At 34.1% G+C, this 23,263-nt stretch carries 24 protein-coding genes; 9 read left to right on the forward strand and 15 right to left on the reverse strand.

Annotated elements, in window-relative coordinates; genetic code table 11:
* Nucleotides 1-16: 16 nt before the first annotated feature.
* The 5 genes from AAA926_RS04845 (at nt 17) to AAA926_RS04865 (ending at nt 3,724) form a co-directional block, all read left to right on the forward strand.
* Nucleotides 17-445: an HTH domain-containing protein gene (locus tag AAA926_RS04845; RefSeq protein ID WP_338212002.1), complete on the forward strand. Its 429-nt coding sequence runs from the start codon at nt 17-19 to the stop codon at nt 443-445.
* Nucleotides 446-506: 61 nt separating this feature from the next.
* Nucleotides 507-1,910 carry a BglG family transcription antiterminator gene (locus tag AAA926_RS04850; protein ID WP_338212003.1) on the forward strand — a complete coding sequence of 468 codons (1,404 nt, stop codon included), beginning with the start codon at nt 507-509 and terminating at the stop codon, nt 1,908-1,910.
* Nucleotides 1,911-1,912: 2 nt separating this feature from the next.
* Nucleotides 1,913-2,353, forward strand: a complete 441-nt coding sequence (locus AAA926_RS04855; RefSeq protein ID WP_198180687.1) for a PTS sugar transporter subunit IIA — start codon at nt 1,913-1,915, stop codon at nt 2,351-2,353.
* A 4-nt stretch (nt 2,354-2,357) separates the two neighbouring features.
* Nucleotides 2,358-3,392, forward strand: coding sequence for a PTS fructose transporter subunit IIC (locus tag AAA926_RS04860; RefSeq protein ID WP_198180686.1), 1,035 nt, complete (start codon nt 2,358-2,360; stop codon nt 3,390-3,392).
* A 17-nt stretch (nt 3,393-3,409) separates the two neighbouring features.
* Nucleotides 3,410-3,724 carry a PTS fructose transporter subunit IIB gene (locus AAA926_RS04865; RefSeq protein WP_198180685.1) on the forward strand — a complete coding sequence of 105 codons (315 nt, stop codon included), beginning with the start codon at nt 3,410-3,412 and terminating at the stop codon, nt 3,722-3,724.
* A 54-nt stretch (nt 3,725-3,778) separates the two neighbouring features.
* On the opposite strand, the gene AAA926_RS04870 is transcribed toward AAA926_RS04865, so the two are convergent.
* The 5 genes from AAA926_RS04870 to AAA926_RS04890 all read right to left on the reverse strand — a co-directional run bounded on the left by AAA926_RS04870 (nt 3,779) and on the right by AAA926_RS04890 (nt 9,996).
* A complete protein-coding gene (locus AAA926_RS04870) occupies nt 3,779-5,104 on the reverse strand; it encodes an MFS transporter (RefSeq protein ID WP_265893408.1) in 1,326 nt (441 codons plus the stop codon).
* 146 nt (nt 5,105-5,250) lie between these two features.
* Nucleotides 5,251-5,541, reverse strand: coding sequence for a hypothetical protein (locus AAA926_RS04875; RefSeq protein WP_198180683.1), 291 nt, complete (start codon nt 5,539-5,541; stop codon nt 5,251-5,253).
* 143 nt (nt 5,542-5,684) lie between these two features.
* Nucleotides 5,685-6,995 (reverse strand): NCS2 family permease, encoded by a 1,311-nt coding sequence (locus AAA926_RS04880; RefSeq protein WP_187154178.1) that lies wholly within the window; start codon nt 6,993-6,995, stop codon nt 5,685-5,687.
* Between the two features lie 146 nt (nt 6,996-7,141).
* Nucleotides 7,142-8,587 carry a DASS family sodium-coupled anion symporter gene (locus AAA926_RS04885; protein WP_265893409.1) on the reverse strand — a complete coding sequence of 482 codons (1,446 nt, stop codon included), beginning with the start codon at nt 8,585-8,587 and terminating at the stop codon, nt 7,142-7,144.
* Nucleotides 8,588-8,688: 101 nt separating this feature from the next.
* Entirely contained in the window at nt 8,689-9,996 is a 1,308-nt protein-coding gene (locus AAA926_RS04890) for an NCS2 family permease (protein WP_265893410.1), read from the reverse strand.
* 225 nt (nt 9,997-10,221) lie between these two features.
* On the opposite strand from AAA926_RS04890, the gene AAA926_RS04895 reads away from it, so the two are divergent.
* Nucleotides 10,222-11,013, forward strand: a complete 792-nt coding sequence (locus tag AAA926_RS04895) for a Cof-type HAD-IIB family hydrolase (protein WP_265893411.1) — start codon at nt 10,222-10,224, stop codon at nt 11,011-11,013.
* Here the strand turns inward: AAA926_RS04895 and AAA926_RS04900 are convergent.
* The 5 genes from AAA926_RS04900 to AAA926_RS04920 all read right to left on the reverse strand — a co-directional run bounded on the left by AAA926_RS04900 (nt 11,010) and on the right by AAA926_RS04920 (nt 14,802).
* Complete coding sequence (locus AAA926_RS04900; protein WP_265893412.1) at nt 11,010-11,864, reverse strand: amino acid ABC transporter substrate-binding protein; 855 nt, start codon at nt 11,862-11,864, stop codon at nt 11,010-11,012. The genes AAA926_RS04895 and AAA926_RS04900 overlap by 4 nt on opposite strands.
* Nucleotides 11,865-12,518 (reverse strand): amino acid ABC transporter ATP-binding protein, encoded by a 654-nt coding sequence (locus tag AAA926_RS04905; RefSeq protein WP_338212004.1) that lies wholly within the window; start codon nt 12,516-12,518, stop codon nt 11,865-11,867.
* A gap of 18 nt (nt 12,519-12,536) precedes the next feature.
* Nucleotides 12,537-13,178, reverse strand: coding sequence for an amino acid ABC transporter permease (locus AAA926_RS04910; RefSeq protein WP_045928853.1), 642 nt, complete (start codon nt 13,176-13,178; stop codon nt 12,537-12,539).
* Nucleotides 13,179-13,449: 271 nt separating this feature from the next.
* Nucleotides 13,450-14,139, reverse strand: a complete 690-nt coding sequence (locus AAA926_RS04915; RefSeq protein ID WP_265893414.1) for a deoxynucleoside kinase — start codon at nt 14,137-14,139, stop codon at nt 13,450-13,452.
* A 12-nt stretch (nt 14,140-14,151) separates the two neighbouring features.
* The gene (locus AAA926_RS04920) at nt 14,152-14,802 is read right to left on the reverse strand and encodes a deoxynucleoside kinase (protein ID WP_198180675.1); all 651 of its coding nucleotides are present in this window, start codon (nt 14,800-14,802) and stop codon (nt 14,152-14,154) included.
* Nucleotides 14,803-15,480: 678 nt separating this feature from the next.
* Here AAA926_RS04920 and AAA926_RS04925 point away from each other — a divergent pair.
* The 3 genes from AAA926_RS04925 to AAA926_RS09790 all read left to right on the forward strand — a co-directional run bounded on the left by AAA926_RS04925 (nt 15,481) and on the right by AAA926_RS09790 (nt 18,182).
* A complete protein-coding gene (locus AAA926_RS04925) occupies nt 15,481-17,109 on the forward strand; it encodes an ABC transporter ATP-binding protein (protein ID WP_265893415.1) in 1,629 nt (542 codons plus the stop codon).
* Nucleotides 17,110-17,312: 203 nt separating this feature from the next.
* A complete protein-coding gene (locus AAA926_RS04930; RefSeq protein WP_338212005.1) occupies nt 17,313-17,729 on the forward strand; it encodes a hypothetical protein in 417 nt (138 codons plus the stop codon).
* A gap of 366 nt (nt 17,730-18,095) precedes the next feature.
* Nucleotides 18,096-18,182 carry a putative holin-like toxin gene (locus AAA926_RS09790; protein ID WP_366938454.1) on the forward strand — a complete coding sequence of 29 codons (87 nt, stop codon included), beginning with the start codon at nt 18,096-18,098 and terminating at the stop codon, nt 18,180-18,182.
* A 387-nt stretch (nt 18,183-18,569) separates the two neighbouring features.
* Here the strand turns inward: AAA926_RS09790 and AAA926_RS04935 are convergent, their stop codons facing one another.
* The 5 genes from AAA926_RS04935 to AAA926_RS04955 form a co-directional block, all read right to left on the reverse strand.
* Nucleotides 18,570-19,100 (reverse strand): Asp23/Gls24 family envelope stress response protein, encoded by a 531-nt coding sequence (locus AAA926_RS04935; protein ID WP_370466810.1) that lies wholly within the window; start codon nt 19,098-19,100, stop codon nt 18,570-18,572.
* Between the two features lie 14 nt (nt 19,101-19,114).
* The gene (locus AAA926_RS04940; protein ID WP_045928847.1) at nt 19,115-19,297 is read right to left on the reverse strand and encodes a DUF2273 domain-containing protein; all 183 of its coding nucleotides are present in this window, start codon (nt 19,295-19,297) and stop codon (nt 19,115-19,117) included.
* Nucleotides 19,298-19,308: 11 nt separating this feature from the next.
* Nucleotides 19,309-19,863, reverse strand: coding sequence for an alkaline shock response membrane anchor protein AmaP (gene amaP / locus AAA926_RS04945; protein ID WP_198180671.1), 555 nt, complete (start codon nt 19,861-19,863; stop codon nt 19,309-19,311).
* Nucleotides 19,864-20,019: 156 nt separating this feature from the next.
* On the reverse strand, nt 20,020-20,745 hold the full coding sequence (locus AAA926_RS04950; protein WP_198180670.1) for a glucosamine-6-phosphate deaminase: 726 nt from the start codon (nt 20,743-20,745) through the stop codon (nt 20,020-20,022).
* A 159-nt stretch (nt 20,746-20,904) separates the two neighbouring features.
* Nucleotides 20,905-23,250, reverse strand: a complete 2,346-nt coding sequence (locus tag AAA926_RS04955) for an ABC transporter ATP-binding protein/permease (RefSeq protein WP_338207254.1) — start codon at nt 23,248-23,250, stop codon at nt 20,905-20,907.
* Between the last annotated feature and the right edge of the window lie 13 nt (nt 23,251-23,263).

Below are 23,263 nucleotides of genomic sequence, written 5' to 3' on the forward strand. Positions count from 1 at the left end.
CGATTAGGTGATAGATATGGAAAGAAGAGCAAGATTATTAATTAAGTTAATAGAATCGAATAATTATCTCTCTAGTGCTCAATTATCTAATATCTTTTCAGTTTCTACTAAAACGATTTTTAATGATCTTGAAAAATTAGAGTCGGTATTGTGTAAATTTCAACTAAATATTAAGAAAAAGCCCGGAACTGGATTAAAAATTACTGGCTCTTCAGAGCAGAAAGAGAAATTAAAAAATTATATCTTTGAAAATCTTTCAAGTAACAAATTTGAAATTACAATGCGACAAATTGATATTTGCTTGTATGTGTTTATTCATGAATCTTATGTAAAAGATATAGCTGCAAATTTTTTTATTAGTCGTAGCACTGTGAGTAGAGATATTAACCAGATAAATAATAATTTTCTTTCCCAATATAATATAAAGATAATAAAAAAAACATGAAATATTTAAAATTGAAGGTGATGAAGTAACAAAGCGAAAAGTATTATCAAAACTCATATTTATGAAGTCAGACTTTAATTTAGAAAATGAGATATTAAAAAATGATGTCCCACTATATATTAATAAATTATTTAATATTGATCTAAATCCATTAATAGAATTTATTAATAAGCTTGAATATGACTTTAATATTAAATTTACAATTGAATCCAAAAAAAACCTACTAATACATTTAGCTATATCAGTAAAAAGAATAAAACTTGGGAAAAATATTACATCTGTTGGAAAGATCAAAGATAAGCTCACTAATTATGATGTATATATTCCGATATTAAAAAAAGATATTTTAAGTATCGAAAAAAGTTACAGTATAACCTTTTCTGAAGAGGAATTGTACTTAATTCTTTTGTATATTTTTAGTTCTAAAGTTTTAGACAAAAATAATTATGATGCAGACAAAGATTTTAAATTAAAAACTAAAAAATTTGTACAAAAAGTTAGTGAAGAGACAGACTATAACTTCAATGGCGATAAAGAATTGCTTAATTCATTGTGTGTGCATTTAGAAGTCGCAGAATTAAGAATAGATTTTGAATTAGAGATTTATAATCCTTTTTTAAAGTATATTCTTGAACATGATTTGTACCTGTTCATAGCTGTACAAGATAACATAAATATTATTTTTGATAAAAAGGTGCCAGATTCAGAAGTTGCTTTCATAGTTACGCACTTTATGGCTTCAAAGGAAAGATCAATCAAGAAAAAGAATGTTTTAATTGTATGTTCAAGCGGCATTGGCATTTCTTCGTTACTTAAAGAAAGAATTATAAATAATTTTCCTCAATACAATGTTATTGGCACTGCCTCTATAGGTGAAATTAAACAGTACCAAAAAGTTGATCTCATAATATCTACAGTAGATCTTAAAAAAATAACTGATAAAAAGTATGTAGTCATAAAGCCTTTTGATAACATCAAAAATATTAATAATATTATTTCTCAAATTAATGGTAAACAGCAAAAAGTATCTATTAAATTTTCCATTGATCATTGTTGGTTTTTAAGCGAAGTTAATAATAAACAACAAGTATTAGAGAAAATTTCAAAAATATTGAGTGATAATCGATTAGTTTTTCCCAATTATGTGAATGTTATAAAAAAGAGAGAAAGAATAGGCTCTACTTATATTGGCGAAAATGTAGCTTTAGTTCATGGTATATATAAAGAAAAGCATTTAGTCCCTTCTTTGAATATTTTTAAACTAAAAAAAGCAATTAATTGGTCAAAAAATGAAAAAGTAGATTTAATAATAAATTTTGTTGCAACTAAAAATTCTGAGAAAGATTTTAAATTTATTTTTCAAAGAATGGGAAAAAGCATAGATGATATCCAGTTTTGGAATAGCTTAAAAGCTATCCCTTTAAAAAAAATACCAGAAATGTTAAATGAAAGGTTTAGATTATAGAGATGATCAATACTGACATAGTATTTTTAGATTTAAATTTACAGACTAAAAAGGAAATAATTGATTTCCTGATTAAAAAACTAAAAGAGCACAACTATTTAAGTTCAAGTTCAAAAGATTTTAAAAATAAAATTCTCATAAGAGAAAGCGAAGTAACTACTTATATGGGTAATTCAATTGCTATACCCCACGCAAAGTCAAGTGATGTTAAAAAGCCATTCATTACCTTTTTAAGGTTAAAAAAACCGCTTGAGTGGAACGGGGATACAAAGAGTCTGGTGAATATGATTTTTATGCTGGGAGTGCCAAATAAAAAGAGTGATATACACTTAAAAGTATTGTCGAATTTAGCAAAAAAATTGATAAATAAAGAGATTTTGAATGCTCTAGCAAAAACAACAAGTGAAAGCGAAGTAATAAAAATTTTAGACGAAAAGGGGTAAAGAAATGAGCGTACTTAAAAGAGAAATAAATAGAATTAAAGGGGCTCTGATGACAGGAGTGGGATATATGATTCCATTTGTTATTTTCGGGGGTATTTACATTGCTCTTGCCACAGCTCTAAGTACAAGCGGGAAAGGTATCGCTATTACTAATCCGATCCTAAAAACTTTAAATTCTTTTGGCACAACTTCAATGCAATTAATGGTACCTATATTGGCAGCCTTTATTGCTTTTGGCTTTGCTGATAGAGCAGCAATTATGCCAGGTTTTTTAGGGGGTCTTATAGCATATAAAAACGGCGCAGGTTTTTTAGGTGGTATTGTAGCTGGTATTCTTGCGGGATATGTAGTTATGTGGACTAAAAGTCTTTGTAAACCCATACCAGCAAGTTTAAAGGCATTAGTACCAATTTTTATTGTTCCATTGATTGATGGTTTAATAGTAGTTGTCATAATGAAATATATTGTTGTTGCTCCGGTTGCCGGAATAATGAGTTCAATGACTGCATTTTTAAAGTCTATGTCTAATGGTAACGCAATTTTATTAGCAGCAATCCTTGGCTTCATGACAGCGTTTGATATGGGAGGACCTGTTAATGTAGTAGCATGTTTATTTGCTTGGGCGTATTTTGATCAAGGTATTTATACACTGGCTGCTCCAGTTGCTGTGGCAATTTGTACTCCTCCTCTTGGAATGGGATTAGCAACTTTGTTTGCACCTAAATTGTGGGATGAAAGTCAAAAAAGTGCTGGAAAAGCAGCTCTTTTAATGGGAATTATTGGTATATCAGAAGGAGCCATTCCTTTTGCTGCTGAAGATCCTCTAAAAGTAATTCCTGCAAATTGTATTGGTGGAATAGTTGGAGCAATAATTGCGATGCTTGCAGGATGTGAAGAATATGCTCCTCAAGGAGGTATTATTGTAACTCCTGTTGCGACACATAAAATAATGTTCGTCATTGCAATTTTGGTCGGGTCTATAGTAACAGCTATATGTATTAATATTTTTAAAGTAGGTTTAAAAGGTAAAAATAAATAAATTTGGAGGTAATAATTATGAAAATTGTTGGTGTAACTTCTTGTTCAACTGGTATTGCTCACACGTATATGGCTGCTGAGGCTTTGAAAAAAGCCGCAAAGGGTCTCGGATGTGAAGTTAAAGTAGAAACTCAAGGAAGTGTAGGTACAGAAGACAAATTAACTGAAGACGATATTAAAAACGCTGATGTAATTATTATTGCTTCAGATGTGCCTATTTCTGGAAGAGATAGATTTGAAGGACTTGATAATGTATATGAATCGGGTTCTGAACCGTTTATTATAAATGCTGATCAAGAATTAAAAAAAGCAATTGATTGTTTAAAGAAATAATTTATTAAGAAAAATTTTATGACAAAAAAGCGCGTTATAAATAAACGTGCTTTTTTAATTTTTTCGATATTTAGGCGAAGTTTCTGGTGCCCAGATTAAACAAATGACAAAAGCAAGAAAGAGAACGCAGGCACAAATGAGCATTGCTAAGTTAGGTCCACCAATTTCCGTTAAAATTGGTAACAGAAATGTCCCAGTAGCTGCACCAATACGACTGATTGTGATGCAAGTTCCCACGCCGCTTGCTTGAACTTTGGTATCGAATAGTTCAGTAGGATAGGGATAATCAAGTACTAAACCTGAAGATAAAATGACTGCAAAAATTGAAAAAATAACTATTTTAACTAAAGAAGAAACATGAGGCATTAGTGCTAGAATTCCTATTAATAGTGCAGATAATAGAAAATTACTGATTAAAAAGAGGCGACGGCTGAGGTGATTAAAAAGATAAATGCCTAAAAATATTCCAACTAGCATGCTGACATTGTATAAATCTCCTGAAACTTTAGGATTACTAATGTTCATGCCTTGCAAAAGAATTGGTAAAAAGATGCTGATGCCAAAGAAAGCAAAGGTTTGGCAGGCGTAAAAACTTCCTCCCACTAGTGTACTGCGTAGGTATTTTTTACTGAAAAGAACTGTCCAAGAAGTTTGCCCAGCCTTTTTGGAACGCTTAAAATGACGAGAAATACCCCATTTATGGCCCAAAATCCTACCAATAAGTCTGTTAGCGGCTTTAATTTTACCTTTGCTGGCTAGCCATCCAGGCGAAGGTGGCAGTGGAAATAAGCTGCGAAAGAGTGCAGTAATCAATGCTGGAATAGCACCTGTTGCTAAAATGATCTGCCAGGTATGACTGCCATAGCCTACCAGATATGTACCGGTTAAGTATGAGGCAATAAAGCCTAAAACCCAATAGATTAACAAATGGCTTTGCCTTTTACTGTCTTCTCCTTTAGGCAGCCATTCAGTCAATAGCGCATTTCCAGCTGTATAATCAATTGCCATCATTAGTCCAATGCCGATCCTGATTAAAAACGTTAAGGAAAGACTGGTCGTAATGGGATGCAGAAGTGAAAGGATGGCCAATACATACATGTTGCTCATGAGCAGTTGACTGCGACCAATTTTATCGGATAAGCGACCAATCAGAGCACTGCTGGATAAGCCTATCAAACCACCGGCTCCAATTAATCCAGTCCACATGTTACTAATTTGAATGTACTTGGCAGCACTGTTCATAGCTACACCAGTAATTCCTAGTGAAAAGCCACAAGTAAATTGCCCTAAAGCAATGGCAGTCATTACGCGTAAATGAACTTTTGAAAGAGGTGCCTTTTTATAATCTTTTTTAATTATTTTTGTCTTTTTTTCTTTCATAATAATAGATTAAATACGAGCTACTTAATCTACTTTACAACTTCCCTTTCATTGAATGAATTAACTGCTACTTAACATAACAAATTTTTACGATCCGTGCAAAAATACCTTTCAAAAATAACCTAAAGTGAATTAAAAGCAAAAGTTCATTTTTTAAAAATTAAACTAAATATTACTAAAACTAAGGCTGCAAGGAGCCAAATACTAAAATTTACCACTGCTTTTGCAGTATTTTTATTATCAAGACTTGTGTGATTAATCAAATATTCACAGGCAAATAGCAAAAAGCTGAATGTGACCAACCACAAAATGGCACAGAGTCTTCCAGCAATTGAATAAGGGAAAAAGCCAGAATTAAAACTGGTTAATAAAGCAATAATGAAGAACGTAATAGTGCCAATATAGCGGCTGAACCATTTCTCCTTAGTGTTAGACATGATAATTACCTTCTTTCAGGAATAAAATGTAAATATTTTTATGAATTATAATAGCAAATAAATAAAAAATAAAGTGTAATTTATCAATTAAGTATAAAAAAAGGCCACTTCTAAAAGTGACCTTTGTAATTAGACAGATATTCTTACATATTTGTGATCAAGAAAAAGATAACAAATACAACTAATAAAATATACATCATTGGTGAAACTTTTTTGGCCTGTTTTGATGCAATCATAGTAATTGGATAGGCAATCATGCCAAGAGCCAAGCCATCAGAAATGCTATATGTTAAAGGCATACCAACTACCGTTAAAAACGCTGGAAAAGCAATCTCAAATTTGTCCCAATTGATTTTTTTCAGGTTTCCTGCCATGAGCACCCCAACGATAATCAATGCTGGAGCAGTAACAGTAGTGGGGATAACTGCCAGAAGCGGGCTGAAAATCATTGAAATCAAGAAAAAGATTCCTACAAAGATTGCAGTTAAACCCGTGCGACCACCCATAGCGATACCAGCACTAGATTCAACGGATGTACCAAGTGGTGCAGTTCCTAAGACTGCTCCTTCAACCATGGCTAACGAATCCGATAGGAACGCTCTACCAATTCGAGGTATTTTACCATTTTGATCAACCATTCCCGCTTGTTCAGTCATGCCAATCAGCGTTCCTGCAGTGTCAAAGAAAGTAACCAATAAAAAGGTTAAAACTACCATGAATAGTTGGGGAGTATTAATATCTTTTAAATGAAATACGGCTTGGCCAAAGGTAGGAGCAATGCTTGGTGCGCTGGCGATAATACCTTTAGGAACAGCTACTTGGCCAATAATAACCCCAAAGACAGCTGTTACCACCATACCAATAAAAATGGAACCTGGCACATTCATTGCCATTAAAATCACAGTTAAAACTAAACCAAAAAGCGTAATCCATACAGCTGGTGAATTAAATTTACCCAAAGTAACTAAATTTGAATCACTGTTGACAATTAATTTGCCGTTTTGCAGGCCAATAAAGGCAATAAATAAACCAATACCAGCTGAAATAGCATATTTCAAATCCTGCGGTATAGCATCGACTACTATTTCACGAAGTTTCAAAACTGTTATTAAAATAAACAAAACGGATGCAACTAAAACAGCAGCTAAGGCAGTTTGCCAGTTAATGTGCATTCCTCCACAAACGTTGTAGGCAAAAAATGCAGCACTGCCAAGTGTTGGAGCCAAGGCTACAGGATAATTAGCAACCAGTCCCATAATAAAACAGCCGATTGCAATTGAAACTGCGGTTACTGTGAAAGCTGCTCCCTTATTAATACCTGCTGCGTGTAAAATGTTAGGGTTAACAAAAAGGATGTAGGAGAGACTGACAAACGTGGTTAATGCAGCTATTAATTCGCGTTTAACAGTGGTATGAGCATCGTTTAAATGAAAGACTTTATCTAATGTCGTCATTTTTCCTCCAAAAAATATTAAAATTATAAAGAACTAATATAACTAGTATATAACTTATTTAGTCTAAAAATCCATTTTATTCAAAATTATTTCCCGGGTAATAAAAAAAGCAAATCCGTATAGATTTGCTTTAACGTTTTAACAACTTACCACATACCAATTAGTTTCATCCAAGCTAGGCCAATGATGCCATAAACTAAGATATAAAATATGCCAAAGATAAAACTAAGTTTCCACCATTCATTTTGCTTTACATATCCTGAAGAAGCTAAAACAGAAGCGGCAGGGCTGGAATAGTGAGTTGTAGAACCCATAATTGCTGAAAATAGCGCTAAAAACTGTGCTGCCAGTAACTTTGGTGCTCCTGCTGAAATAGCTACAGTTAAAAGTGGCAAATACATTGCTGAATTATGAGCTGTCGCACTGGCAAATAGATAATGAGTATAGAACAGAACAAGTGCTAATACTACTAAAACTAATAGCCAATTAAGACCCTTCATTGCACTAGAAATACTTGTTGATATCCACCCAATTAAACCAAACTGAGTTAGTTTTTCAGCCATGAATACTAAAATAGACAACCAAATCAGAATGTTCCAAGCTCCGGTTTCACTTAATAAGTCTTTAGGTGCTAATACACCTGTAAGCAGTAAAAGTGAAACAGAAATGAATGCAATCAATGTAGCATCTATTCCTAAAGTACTGGAAAGCATCCAGAGTACTAAAGTAATTGCAAAAATAACTGCCATTAATTTTTCGGATAAAGTTAGTTTACCCATTTTTGCCAGTTCACCGTCAGCCCATTCTTTAGCGTTAGGAGTTTCCTTGATTTCTGGCGGGTAAAGCTTATAAACAAAATATGGTACAACAAGTAAACAAATTGCTGCGGGCACAATGCTGGCCGTTAACCATGGCATCCAGCTGAGAGTCACGCCTGCTTTGCCAGCGAGAGCAACAGCAATTAAGTTGGGTGCACAAGCGGTCATAAATAATGATGAAGTAATAATGTTAACTTGAAATTCTGTAAAAGTTAGATAGGCTCCCATCTTTTTACGTGATGGGTCATTTGGCTTAGAGTCAAATGTATTTGCTAATGATTGAATTAATGGATATACTACGCCGCCTGCTCTAGCACCGTTTGAAGGTGTTGCAGGAGAAACTATTAAGTCAATAGCACCAATAGCATAGCCCAAGCCTAAGGATTTATGACCAAACCATTTAACAAAATATAGAGCAATTCTCTGACCTAAGCCGGTTTTTACAATACCACGTGAAATCATAAAAGCCATAACGATTAGCCAGGCAGATGAATTAGCAAATGCGTCAATTGCACCTTTTGCAACAACTTTACCGTTAACAACTTTGTCGGCAAGGGGTGCGAGCCCAAGGCATATTGTAAGGGTAAAGCCAATTAAAGTAACACCACTAATTGCTATTGGTAACGTAATACAACCAACGATTGTTCCGATGAATATTGCCAGCATATGCCAGGCTTGAACTGATACTCCAGCAGGACGAATTGGTGTGGTAAACCAGAATATAAGGCCAAATAATAATGGCAATATAAATTTTTTATAATCTATTGTTCTCATAAAGGACTCCCTTCTAAATAAAAAAGCAAATATATTAGGCGAATAAACACCTTTATATTTGCTTAGTTTAACATATTATTATTTTAAAACAATTAGTAAGTTTAAAAATTCAACACCCATAAGAACACGATGAATACGAAGAAAAGTATCCACATCATTGGTGTAACTTCTTTTATGCGCTTAGCAGCGACCATGCATATAGGATAGGTTATTAGTCCTAGAGCTAACCCGTCTGAAATTGAATAAGTTAAAGGCATGCCAATTAAAATTAAGAAAGCGGGAACTGCAATTTCCATTTTATCCCACTGAATATGAGCGGTATTTTGAGCCATCAAAACTCCAACAATAATTAGTGCTGGTGCTGTAACATGTGTAGTAAATAAGCCTAGCAAAGGACTAAAAATCATTGATATTAAAAAGAAAATTGCTACAAAGACAGCTGTTAAACCTGTTCTGCCGCCAACAGCAATACCGGCACTAGATTCAACAAATGCACCAACTGGTGAAGTTCCTAAAACGGAGCCTACCATCATGGCAGTGGAATCTGAAGCCAGTGCTTTACCTACACGGGGCATTTTGTTGTTTTTCATAAAGCCAGCTTGTTGGGCTAGGCCAATTAAAGTACCTGCAGTATCAAAGAATGTTACTAAAAGAAAAGTAAGAACAACAACCCACATTTGTAAAGTATTGATGTCTTTAACATGAAAAATTGCTTGACCAAATGATGGAGCAATACTTGGTGCAACAGATATTATTTTGGTTGGCAAAGAAATTTGTCCTGTGACTACACCAAAGATGGCCGCTAAAACCATTCCAATAAAGATAGCACCAGGTACGTTTAAGATCATTAAAATAACAGTTACAATTAAACCAAAAATGGTAATCCAAACTGCTGGATCATGAAGTGATCCTAAACCAACTAAAGTTGATTTATTTGCTACAATTAAGCCACCATCTTGCATTCCTAAGAAAGCGATGAACAAGCCAATTCCGGAAGAAATTGCAAATTTAAGATCGGAAGGAATGGCGTTAATTATCATCTCTCGCAGCTTAAACATAGTAATTAAAATAAAGATGATCGACGCGACGAAAACAGCAGCTAGGGCTGTTTCCCATGAAACATGCATGCCTACGCAAACTGTATAAGCAAAAAACGCATTGATTCCTAAGGCTGGTGCTTCCCCAATAGGGTAATTGGCAACAATACCCATAATTGCAGTACCCAGAGCACTAGCTAAAGCAGTTGCTGTAAAAACCGCACCTTTATTCATGCCACTGGCTCCCAAAACGCTAGGATTAACGAATAAAATGTATGACATACTGATAAAAGTGGTTAATCCAGCTAGAAATTCGATTTTAACACTGGTTTTATATTTATCGAGTTGAAAATAACTCTTTATAAAGTTCATCTAACCTCTCCTAAAATTATTGTTCGCGTTTTATATCAAAATTAACGCTTATAATAGTTTATCATTCATTTAAAATAATGTAAACACGAATTATATTAGCAAAAACCAATAAAACAGCTATAGTTTTTAACTAAGTACATTTGGCTAAGAATTGACCAACTAATAGTTTGATCGGTAAAATAAACATAGGTCAGTAGTAGATTACACATACTGTTAGGAGAAAAAATGGGAATACTAATTTTTTCGGATATAGATGGCACATTAATTAACTCAAAGCAAGAAGTTACACCGAAGACTAAACTTGCCATTCGTAAACAAATTATTAAAGGCAATGTGTTTGTACCAGTTTCTGCACGTATGCCTAAAGCAATTATGTCTGTTGTGGGAGAAATTACCAAATCATGTCCAATGGTAGCCTATAATGGTGCTTTGGTTTTAGATGAAATGGGTCATATACTTGATTCGCATTTTATGTCTGCTTCAAAAGCTGCCAAAATATGTTCTTATATTGAACGTCAGAATAATGGGGTAGTGTGGAATGTCTATAGTGACGACAACTGGTATTATTTCCCAGGTAATAATAATGGTTTGGTTGAAAATGAAGAGAAAATTGTTAAATTTAAAGCGCAACCTAGTTCAATTACTGAAATAGAGCAACTCAAAAATGTACATAAAATTTTACTCATGGGGACACCAGACCTGTTAGATGCTACTCAAAAAGAATTAAGGCGGCTCTATCCAGAACTCTATATAGTGAAATCTGCCGCGAATCTATTGGAGATAGTTGTTAAACGAGTTTCTAAAGGTCAAGGAGCAAAAGTAATAGCCCAGGCTTTTGGTATAGAACTAAAAAGGTGCTGGGCTTTTGGAGATAATTATAATGATGAGAAAATGCTTCAATCAGTAGGTCATCCTGTAATAATGGGAAATGCACCACAAGACTTGAAAAAGAAATTTAGAACTACTTTAGATAACAACCATGATGGAATAGCTGCAATACTTGATAATTTAAACTAATCTTTTTTCGTTTCAAGTAAAGGAGATTCAGCTTTGTTGCCAAACCATTTGTGATTAATCTTTGTTAAAGTACCGTTTTGTGCTAATTTTTCTAGTGCATAATTAATCTTCTTATGCATTGTTAAGTCGCTTTTTCTCATACCTACGCCAAATTCTTCTTTTGGAAAAGGACTTTCGATTTCAGTAAAGTTTTCTGGGTGTTTTTGCCGCGAAATGTAATAATTTGCATAGGTGCTGTCTATCAGCAAGCCTTGGATGCGACCTGCATTTAGATCTATAAATGCATTAGTGAAGGAATCATAAAGGATAGGATCCTGATTTTTAATATGATTTTTAAAAACTTTCGGATATTTCATTACGTCATTATAGCCGGAAGAGCCAGTTTGAACACCCAAAGTCTTATTTTTCATTGCGGCAATAGTATTAATTTTATTCTTTTTAAGACTTACTAGTACCTGAGAAGTATATAAGTAAGTTTTACTAAAACTGACTTTAGCTTCACGTTCGGGATTTTTGCTAAAACCATTCCATATAAGATCAATTGTGCCGTTTTTTAATTCAGTAGTATTCATGGACCAATCAATTGTTTGAAAACTAACATTGATACCATATTGTTTAAATACAGCATTTGCAAGGTCAACGTCGTAACCAATTAACTGACCATTTTTTTGTCTAAAGTCCATGGGCACAAAAGTATCATCAACGCCAACTGTAACATAGCCACGTTGCTTGATATGAGACCAGTTGTCAACTGCATTAGCTTTTCTATTAACTGATACGCCACTACAGGCAGAAATAAATAAAGTACAGATGAGCGTTATTATGAGGGTTAAGAGGCGCTTGGTTTTCACTTATATTACCTTCTTATCATCTAATGCTTTTACTTTGAATACCTGATCGGCCACTTGGCTGGCAAATTCCATGTCATGAGTGACGATAATTTGCGTCATGTTGTTATTATTTTTAAGTTGTAAAATTATTTCTCCGACTTTTGTTCTTAAAGCAGGATCTAAAGCAGAAGTGGGTTCGTCATAACATAGAATATGGGGTTCCATTGCTAGCGCACGTACAATAGCTACTCTTTGTTGCTGTCCTCCAGAAAGCTGATAGGGATAGAGCTGTTCTTTACCAGTTAAATCTAGTTGTTCAAGCAATTTTTGCGCACGGGCTTGTGCTTGATCTGTACTTTCTTTTAAAACTAGTGTTGGTGCCAAGGTAATGTTTTCGATTACAGTTAAATTGGGGAAAAGCTCATAGCTTTGAAAAACTACTCCGATAATATGACTTTTGCTATCAGGAGCGGCTGGGTCAAACTTTTGCCCATCCCACAAAAAATCACCGGAATCAATTTTTTCTAAACCACTTAAGCAGCGCAGCAAAGTAGTTTTGCCTGCTCCAGATGGTCCTACAATGGCTAAAATTTGTCTGTCAGGAATAGTTAAATTTAACTTGTTTAAAATCGTATGAGAGCCAAATTTTTTGGTAATGTTTTTAAGTTCTAGCATAGTATTATTTCCCCTAATTTACTTCCACTTTGCAAAATTGTGTTCAATTTTTTTCAGCAAAAATGATGCGATACCTGTCATTAATAGATAAATTATACCGACTATCACTAAAGGAATTAGTGTTACGTCTCTTGCTGTAGCAACATTGCCAGCACGTAAGAGCTCACCCAAACCAATGACATACACTAAAGAAGTATCTTTAACTAAGTTGATCACTTCATTGCCAATTGAAGGTATAACTATTTTGCTGACCTGAGGAATAATAATATGGCTCAATGTTTGCCAGTAATTTAGTCTTAAAACGCGAGCACTTTCATATTGCCCTACAGGGATTGATTGAAAGCCACCGCGGAATATCTCGGCAAAATAAGCTGTGTAGTTTAAAATAAAAGCGAAAAGTGCTGCATCATAGCGTTCAAAAATGATGCCGACTATAGGCAAACCATAGAAAATAAAAATTAATTGCAGCAGAAGAGGAGTACCTCGCATAATCCAAATGTAAAATTTTAAGATTAATCTTAAGGGCTTAAAATGTGAAAGTAAGCCTAGGCTGACTATAATTCCCAAGGGAATAGAAACAATTAAAGTCCAAAAGAATAAAATTAATGTCATCTTTGCACCTGAAATTAAAGAGGGCATAATTGAAAGGATATAGTTCATTTTTTCTCCTTTTTACTGAAATTAATTTGATTAGAGAGGCTAATAGGGCAACTCTTTTAATACCAGCTAAATTATATAAATTGATTAAAAAAATATGTGAAAAAATATATGTTTTAATCATAACATAGTTTACGAAATTTTATCTAATTAATATGGAAATTTGTAACTTGCTGATAGTTAGGTTAATGAACATGTTAAAAACTATATGATATTTAAACAAGATATGAAAAGGGCCACTAGCTCTAGCTAATGGCTCTTTAAAATAATGGATTTATTGTTGCTCAATTTGAATAGCTGTAGACTTGTCCCAAGATTTAGGTAATTTACCCATTTCTTTTAATTTGGCGACGATTTGATCTAGTACAACTTCTCTGGCATGGTCATCAGTCATGAAGTCTAATTTGTCACCATCTATTTCCATTTTAGGAGAATAATCGTATTTTTCGTACCACGGCTTGTAGTAACGCAAAAGTCTCTTATAGTAATCTTCCAGCGTTGCGTCGTAGCTCAGCTGCTCATAAGGACGTCCTCGTTTTTGAATCCTTTTAATCATAGTGTCATATGAAACTTTAATATGAACCAGAAGATCAGGATTTTTCTTGGGCATGTGCTTAAGCTCACCCATCATATTATTGAGCAGTTCATAATATGTATCCACTTCTTCTTTGGTAGCCCGACCAATGTCTGCATTCATTTGGAAGAAAAGGGCATCTTCATAAATTGAACGATCAAGAACGTTATTATCATCGGTTAATGCATCCTTGATACTACGAAAACGAGTGTTTAGGAAAAACACTTGGAGTAAAAATGCATATTTTTTAGGATCAGCATAAAAAAGTGGCAATACAGGATTGTTATCGACACTCTCATAAAAAGGTTTAGTTCCTAAATACTTAGCTAAAATACTGGTTAAACTGGATTTACCGGCTCCAATTGGCCCGCTTAAAACAATAACTGTCATCACGTTCCTTCTCTATTCTAAATTGCCTATTGCATGCAATTTGTCATCAATCTGACGTAAAACTTCTTTTTTGGCATCTTCATCGCAGATAAAATCGTATTTATCGCCATCAATTTTAATCTTGGGAGATGCATCATATTTTTCGTACCAAGGCTCGTAATACTTAATTAGCCTGGCATAGTAATCTTTTAAACTGGGATCTGTACTAATTTGCTCAAATGAACGACCCCGCTTTTTAATGCGTTTAAGCATTGTATCAAGGGAAACATGAATGTAGATTAGCAAATCGGGTTTTTTGCTAGGATTGCCCGGTGTGTCTTCCATCATATTTTCGAGTAGACTATCATATATCTTAAACTCAGTTGGATCAGCCACTTTACTATCCGCGTTCATTTTGAAAAAGAGTGCGTCTTCATAAATCGAACGGTCTGAAACACTGTTTTTCTCTCGGATTGCCTGGTTGATTTGTGCTAAACGATGGTTAAGCAAGTAGATGTTGAGCAAAAAAGTATAGCGTTTCATGTCTTGGTAATATAAAGGAAGAACAGGATTATTATCAACTCCCTCGTAAAAGGCTTGTGTACCTAAGTGCTCAGCTAAAATACTAGTTAAACTGGATTTACCGGCTCCAATTGGCCCACTTAAAACAATAACTTGGATCACGTTCTTTCATAAATACAATATATAGATTCTTATTTAGTTTAATACGAGATATAGTGGTATACAAGCAAAAAGTAAATTAAAATTTTAATCAAAAAGTCAAGTGATTTTGTATAATACAGAAGTAAAAAGTTGTAGTTATTGTCAAAATTGAAAATTTGAACTTATGATTTTAAACTGTGTTACACGTGAAACTAAAATAAAAAGCAACAAATAAATCCTCAAAATTAAACTAATAGTTATTAACTTACAATAGTGTTGAAGCATAATGGAAATATTTACTTGATATCAAGCTGTACAGCTTGCATTTAGTTTTTATCGTTAAAACAAGCGAAGCTGAAAGCAGTTGCACTATTTATATACTGTTGTGAAGAAATAATTCTAAATATAAAAATTAAAAATAGATTGCTTTTATATTATAAAAGCCATAAAATGATAAATAAATTATAAAGGTAGTAGAAAATACTTCAAATAAAAAGGGCAAATTAGTATGTTTCATGCCGTAATTGGTACCTAGGGGATTTTAGAAGGAATACTAAAGCCCACAATAATTAAATTATTTAAGGACCTGCAGCATTGAAATAGGTCAAAGATTAATGTTCTTTGCAAACTGTTTCTCTCAGGAAGATATGTCATTTTAGTATTAGCTCTAAAAATAGATGTTTTGACAGGAAGTAAATCATGGACGATACTATAACAAAATTTTCGCTTTGGACCTACATTAAACGTAATTCAGACATGTATGTGATTCTGGCTATTTTCTATTTTGGCCGAAATTTGGCACAAACTGCTGCCAGCATTTTTAAAGGTAATGCACTTACTGCTTTGACTCAGCATAACTTAAACGGCTTTATGATTGATACAGGTTTAAACTTGCTTAGCTGGGGCTTTTTCCTAATTTTCTTTTTTTGTAGTTCACGATATTCCGCTGTAATTATCAGGACTGTCGATAATTCTATTAGGAGCGCATTAGCCCATGTAATTGGTCGTCAAGAATATGAAGGCTTTAATAAGCACACGGAAGCTGACTATGTTTCCTGGTTTACTAACGATATTAACCAAATTAATCAGGATGGCTTTTTCAGTTTAGAGCAAACATTTAGCAATGCACTCTTAGGCATTATTGCCAGTGTCATCCTGTTTTCTTACCATCCACTCTTATTTGTAACTACTTTGGTTTTTGCTGTTATTATGATTTTATTTCCCCGTCTTTTTAAGAAAAAGTTGGAGGAGTTATCGCAAAAACAAAGCAGGCAAAATGAGGTATTAACGTCAAAAATAACCGACGTTCTTGAGGGCTTTGTCAACCTGCTCACGCTTGGTCAGCAAAAATTGCTCAATAAAATAGTTCTTGCGGCATCAGATAAGACTGGACAGGCTCGAGTTAATTACATTACGGAAATGTCCTTTTCTAATGCACTGATTAACCTGATTAGTGTATCTGCTCAAACTATTTTAACTGTTGAATCCGGATACCTGGCCTTTCACAATCAGATTCCAATTGGAGCTATTTTAATTGTTGGTTCAATGTCCGGGAATGTTTTTGGCAGCTTGACAGAAATCAGTATTGATCTAACTTCAATTCGGGCAGTTCAACCTATTTTTGACAAGTACAATAAACTAGCTAATACGCAGGAAAAAACAGGGGATAAGAATGTTGCTCCTTTGACCCAGCAAATTGCATTTAGTGACCTTTCGTTCTGCTATCCCAATAATGACAGACCTATTTTAACGAATGTTGTCGGCAGCATTAAACGAGGCGAACGCGTGGCCATTGTTGGTCCGTCAGGCTGCGGTAAGTCAACTCTGGTAAAATTAATCGGTGGCTTGTTAACAGGTTACCAAGGTTCACTTACTTGGGATAATGATGAATATAGCGAACTTAATTTAAGTTCACTGCACAAGCAGATTGCTTACATTGACCAGTCTGCCTATATTTTTGACGGCAGCCTACGCTATAACATCACTTTAGATCGGGAGACAACTGAAGAAGAGCTGAAGACTGCGATTAAACGTGCAGGTTTGGGAAAATTTGTCGCTAACAGCGCTAGCGGGCTTGACACTGTTTTAAAACACGCCGGTAACAACATTTCGGGTGGACAAAAGCAACGAATTGCACTGGCACGGCAATTGCTGGGTAACCCGCAGGTTATATTGGCCGATGAAATTACTTCCGCAATTGATGAAAAAGATGGCCAGAAAATTGAACAGAGTCTGCTTGATTTGGACAACATAACGTTAATCTATATTTCCCATCACTTGCGACCTGAAATTAAAAAGCAGTTTGATCAAGTAATCGAATTGGGATGATAGAATAATACTTCTTTTATCAACCAATTAAATAAGCTGTGAAACTCTAGTCTTTTAGATTATGAGCATAGTGTTTTATGCAGATACTCTTAAATGCAAATGTAGCTATTACCTAAGATTCTGCAGAAATAAGCTGTAAAATTGATTGTTTCTTAGGAGATATAATATTTCCAAGCACTGCCTTTTAAATGGGAATAATAAAAATGAATGATGAACAATTTGCGAAATTAAGAAAGATACTAGATCTTTTTAAAAAACAAGCTCCGACAGCTATTATTGAAGAGAATGTAAATAGCGTTGAAAATTATAGGGCAGAATCTGCTGCTGAGTATAATAGAGCAAAAAGTTATCTTGGCAAAAACAATAGTTCGTTTAAATCTTTTCATGTAAGTGTGGCTTCAGCAAAAGATTTCTTGTGTTTATTGAACTTGCTAGGTGCAATACATGCAAATTTTAATATACGTTCAAAGCCTTTTATAATAGAAGGAGAAGAAAACAGTAAGTCGCTAAAAAAAGAGAACGACTATTATAACAACTGGATGGAGTGTTTTTCAAACTATGAATTTGTGATAGTTAATTTCGATGAAACTGCTTTAGACCATGATCAATATTACGGTTAATTTCATTAATTTATAAAAGGCAGTAAAGTTATGAAATGATCCCCAAATTTAGGACAAATTTGGAGGTTATTTTTATGACTAAATTATCTAAACAAGATAAAATTGAAATCAAACTAAAAGTACTAACTCCGATTGAATATCGGAGATTAGTCCTTCGCTAACAACTAATAAAGTGTCCTAATTTAGGGTTAACATCAAAAGTGGTCTAGTCTTTTAAATTAAACGATTACTGTTGCTTAGGAATAAGGCAATCTTTGCTATAATTAAATTTGAATTGATAGCAAATTGTTTTGAGGGCGGTTGGCTGTTTCACTTGAAAGGAGAGGGTGCTTATGGCACGAAATCTTTTAGAAAGGTGTTCAGCAAGTGAGCGTATTCCATGCGCTAGAATTAGCGCTGGCCTTTGCCTCGTTTATTATTGTCTTGTTGACCTATATCGACAAGCACAGGTAAACAAAAAGACCGTCCCAACAATAACTTTGGCCAGTTATGGGATTGGTCTTTTTGATTAAAAACGTAATTGAGTCAACCGCCTTTAAAGCGGCTGCTTGAAATTCAGAGAAGAAGTCTTGTTTTTACAAGGCTTCTTTTGCTCTATAGATATATTTTAGCATGATTAAACTAATCTTGCACAAGAATTTGATTAAGTTATCTGAGTTATCCCTAATTTTTCTCTATACGGTTTGAATGCTATCCGAAGTTAACAACTAATAAAGTGTCCTAATTTTAGGGTTAACACCAAAATTATGCTTTACCTTCTTTTTTTCGTAAATTCATAGTTTATTTGTTCTCAGACACGTACTTTATAAATTTTGTGTTTGCAGATTGAAATTATGTTTATTATTTAACTCTAGATTCTTTAGTTTCCTTTTTCTTTTCTTCGGCTTTATCTTGAACCTTATCTTTTTGATCGGTAATTTTATCCTTAGTATCTTGAGCAGCCCCGGTAATACGGTCTTGCAAGCTGACAGAATCTTTTTCGTGTTGCTCTTTAGTTTTAATGTCAACTACAGTAACGTTGACTTCAACTGTATCAAGACCGGTCATTTCTTTGACTTTTTCTTGGATCTTTTGCTTAATTTGATCGTATAACTTGGTAATATCAACGCCATATTCTGCAACAATTTCAATGTCAACAGCTACTTGTTTTTTACCAACTTCAACATTTACGCCTGAAGTAACATCATCACTGTTAACAATTTTATCGGCAATATTTGAGAAAAAGCCACCGTTAACAGTTAGTAAACCTTTAATATCTGATAAAGCAATACCCACGATTTTTTGAATTACTTTTGAATCGTATTTTAAGTCACCTTTAACTTCTGGTTTTGAACTACCTTGATTTGAACTTGATTGTACCATATTGCATATACTCCTTATATAAATTATTTATTTTGCAGCATTTTTTTGAACACTGGCCAGTAATGTCCAACCAAAAAGCCGCAGACTAACATCACGATGACAAAAATAGTTTTGAAAAATCCCAGTACCAAAAAGCATAATGCTAGTAAAACACCAATTACAGCACCGCTTATTTCTGGGAGGTATTTTTTGTATTCTTCTTTCATCTTAACCTCCTTTATTGAACGCGCTTTTCAGGTTTATCACCCTTGTGATAATTGATAAACTTGATTTTAATTTTTGGTTTTTGCTCAATTCCTAGCAATTGCTTCAGGCTCTTTTTTAATTCTTCAAGATAATCGTCAAGTAGGGCGGCAATGTTTTCACCTGGACCCAAGTCACCGCCAATTTTAATTTTAATCCGGTGTTTCGTAAGTTTGGAACTAACTTTTGCATTATTTAAATAAGGCAAGTCAGCAAGTGAATTCATTACATAGCTATTAATGGCTTTTGTAGTAACCTTAACTTGACCATCACGTTTATGAATTAAATTAAAGTTTCTCTGGACTGGCCAGAATAGGATGACAATTAAACTAACAATTAGTATTATAAAAACAATTATACTGATACCAATTAAATACCAGGCAAATATAGGATTAAGAGAACCTAAATGCGGTAATTTAATCTTTAAATATTTTTGCCAGAAACTACTGGTTTCCCATATTAAGTAACAAGGCACAGGTAGTAGTAACGACATACATAATACCAATAGCCATTTTTTACTCCTTTTCAACTTATCACCATCCTCTCATGGTTCATCTTAATAATAATACTGATTATTTTAACAGACTAATAATATGCACCGTATGTATACAATAATAGTTTGTAAAATAGCACACAAAAAGGCGATGCATTTACGCATCGCCTTTTTGTATATCATTTAAATTAATTAGTTAGAATATTTTGCACTTAATTTATTTGCTGCAGCTTGATCAACAATCAAAGTTACATTTTCATGCTTTTGCAAAATTGAAGCTGGGACTTCCTCAGTTACTGGACCTTCAACCATCTTTTGAACAGCTTCAGCTTTATTATCACCAAAGGCCATAATCACAATTTCTTTAGCGGACATTATATTTGCAATTCCCATGCAAATTGCTGATTTAGGTACTTCGTCAATATTATTGAAGAAACGAGAATTGGCTTTGATAGTATTCTCTGTTAATTGCACTTCGTGTGTAACAGAATCAAATGATGTACCTGGTTCGTTAAAAGCGATGTGGCCATTTTGACCTAATCCTAGTAATTGAATGTCAATCGGATTTTCAGCGATAATTTTATTATAGCCAGCAGAAGTTCCTTCTGGATCTTTGATAGCTCTAATACCATCAGGAATATATGAATGCTTGAAAGGCTTTTTAGCAAACAGATTCTTTTGCATAAAATAGTGATAGCTTTGATCATTATCAGGAGTCAAACCTACATATTCATCAAGGTTAATACTAATTAAATTGCTGTTATCTAGATTACTCTCAGCCCACTCTTGATAAAGATTTACAGGAGTGGAACCAGTTGCTAAACCAATAACTTTACTGCCACTTTCAATACTGTTCTTAAATATTTCAAAACCTTTTTTACTGCCGTTAGTCTTGTCACTTGAGATAATAACTTTCATCTTATTTGCCCCTCCATAGTTGTTACCTCAATTATAAATTGGTATATGCCAATTTGTCAATAAACTTGGCAATAATAGCAGGCACTCTTTTTGGTAAATAAAAAAGTTCAACTAATGTTTGTTTCACATGTAACATTAATTGGACTTTTTAAATTTGTTTTATTCGCTTCTTAATGCTATTGCCGCATCTTTTTTAGCAGCCATACGTGCCGGCAGGTGTCCACCAACCATTGTCAAAACAGTTGAAATAATGACTAATATCAAAGCATGTACTGGATTAAGCTGGGCAACGTTAGCTAAATCTGTGATGGAGTATAAAAGACTGTTAATAGGGAAGACTAGCAGCCAGGCAACAACTACTCCCAAAATTCCAGAAAAGACGCCCAGAATGAATGTTTCAGCATCAAAAACCCGAGTAATATCTTTCTTACGAGCTCCCAAAGCCTTTAAAATACCAATTTCTTTCGTTCTTTCAAGAACAGAAGTATAAGTTAAAATGCCGATCATGATCATTGAAGTTACTAACGAAATAGCAGCAAATGCAACCAATACGGTGGTAATGCCGTTAAGTAAGCCACCAGTCATTGAAGTAACGGCACTCGACATATCAGTATAAATGATTTTATTCTTCCTTTTTTTACCACGATTCCATTTATCTAAATAATCAAGCACTTTATCTTTAGCATCAAAATCGTTGGGATAAATCATAATACTCGTTGGAATGGTTGAACCACCAATTGACTGCAGCATCTGTTTCTTTTCTCGGGCATTCATATCTTGTCCGGTCATTACATTTTGTTTTGCCTTCTTTTGGGCTAGTACTATTTCTGATTTTTTATTCTTCTTGATAATGTTTTGAGTTAGCTGATCGCTATAAGCAATTCCTGAAGACAGGAGTGCCATAGAATTCTCATCTTTTGGTCTAATGACACCTACAATTTGCATTTGGGTTTTGCTGTTGTCATACATAGAATTACTTATTTTTTGAGGAATAAACATCCCTGTTGGCAATTTTTGGTAATAGTCATCGTTGTCGACAACTTTAAATTTCTTCCCAACAAATTTTTGATAATTTAACTTCTCACCGGCCTTAGCCTTCAAACCTAAGTTTTTAATAATATTAATGTTTAATTTGTTTTCGTTATCTGTTACTAAAACCAAATCTGTAGCCTTATGCGGCCATGCACCAGACAAAAGTTGATAATTTTCTTTAAGAAAATTGCTTTTACTGGAATTAAGTGTAGTAGGAAACACTGATGAGCCTAAGCCAGTGGCACTAATTGCTTGCATTCGCATTTGTGCAGCTGCTTGAGAGCTATCTGAATTAGCTGAAATAGGAGAAAATTGGACACGTTTAATTTTATTTTTGCTGCGAGTGAGCAAATTCAGGTTAATTCCACGCTGATAGGAAATATTGTTAGCATAATTGGGATTTATTTTTTTGACATAATTAACATATTTTTGGTTAATCTTATTTTGATGAGTGGATTCCTGCATCTTATCTTTTTCAACGGTTAAATAACCCCGATTTTTAACATTCTTTTCAGATTCGTTCCGGTCTGCAACGCTGCTGGCATCAGTAGCAGTTTGATTGATGGTCACGGGATATTTAGCCAGTGCTTTACTCATAGTCGTATCAATTTGTTTTTGAAAGCCATTGGATAAAGCTAAAACGACGGCAATAGAAATAATACCGATACTTGAAGCAAAAGCAGTTAAAGTTGTTCTGCCCTTTTTAGTCATAATATTGGTAAAGCTTAATTTGATAGCATTCCAATATGACATTTTTGTGCGCTTTAATTTAAAAGTATCTTTTTCTTCTTCGGGAATAAAAGGGTTGGAATCATTTAAAATTTTTCCATCCTGAAAGTTAACTATTCTGGTCGCATATTCCTGAGCTAACTTGGGGTTGTGCGTAACCATAACTACCAAGCGGTCTTTTGACAGCTCTTTAATTAACTTCATAATCTGCTCAGAAGTTTCAGTATCAAGGGCGCCAGTGGGTTCGTCACAAAGCAAAATATCGGGGTCATTAGCTAAAGCGCGAGCAATAGCTACACGTTGCATTTGACCACCGGACAATTGGTTAGGATTTTTAGAAATATGTTCTTTCAAACCGACTTGAGTTAAAGCATCCATTGCTCTTTTGCGTCGTTCTGAGGCAGAAACTCCGGATAAATTCATTCCTAATTCAACATTGGCAATAATTGACAAGTGTGAGATTAAGTTATAATTTTGAAAAACAAAGCCGACAGAATTATTTCGATATGCATCCCAGTCAGTTTCCTTGAAATTCTTAGTAGATTTGCCATTAATAATGAGATCACCGCTATCATAGCGATCAAGTCCACCGACAACATTTAATAACGTAGTTTTACCGGAACCACTGGGGCCTAAAATTGCAACAAATTCTTGGTTACGAAATGATATAGAAACATCGTCAAGTGCATGAGTAACCGTATCACCGACATGGTATGATTTGCGTAAATCTTTTAATTGTAACATGTCTTTTTCTCTT

It is taken from the genome of Lactobacillus juensis (assembly GCF_036246285.1).
Classification (GTDB): domain Bacteria; phylum Bacillota; class Bacilli; order Lactobacillales; family Lactobacillaceae; genus Lactobacillus; species Lactobacillus juensis.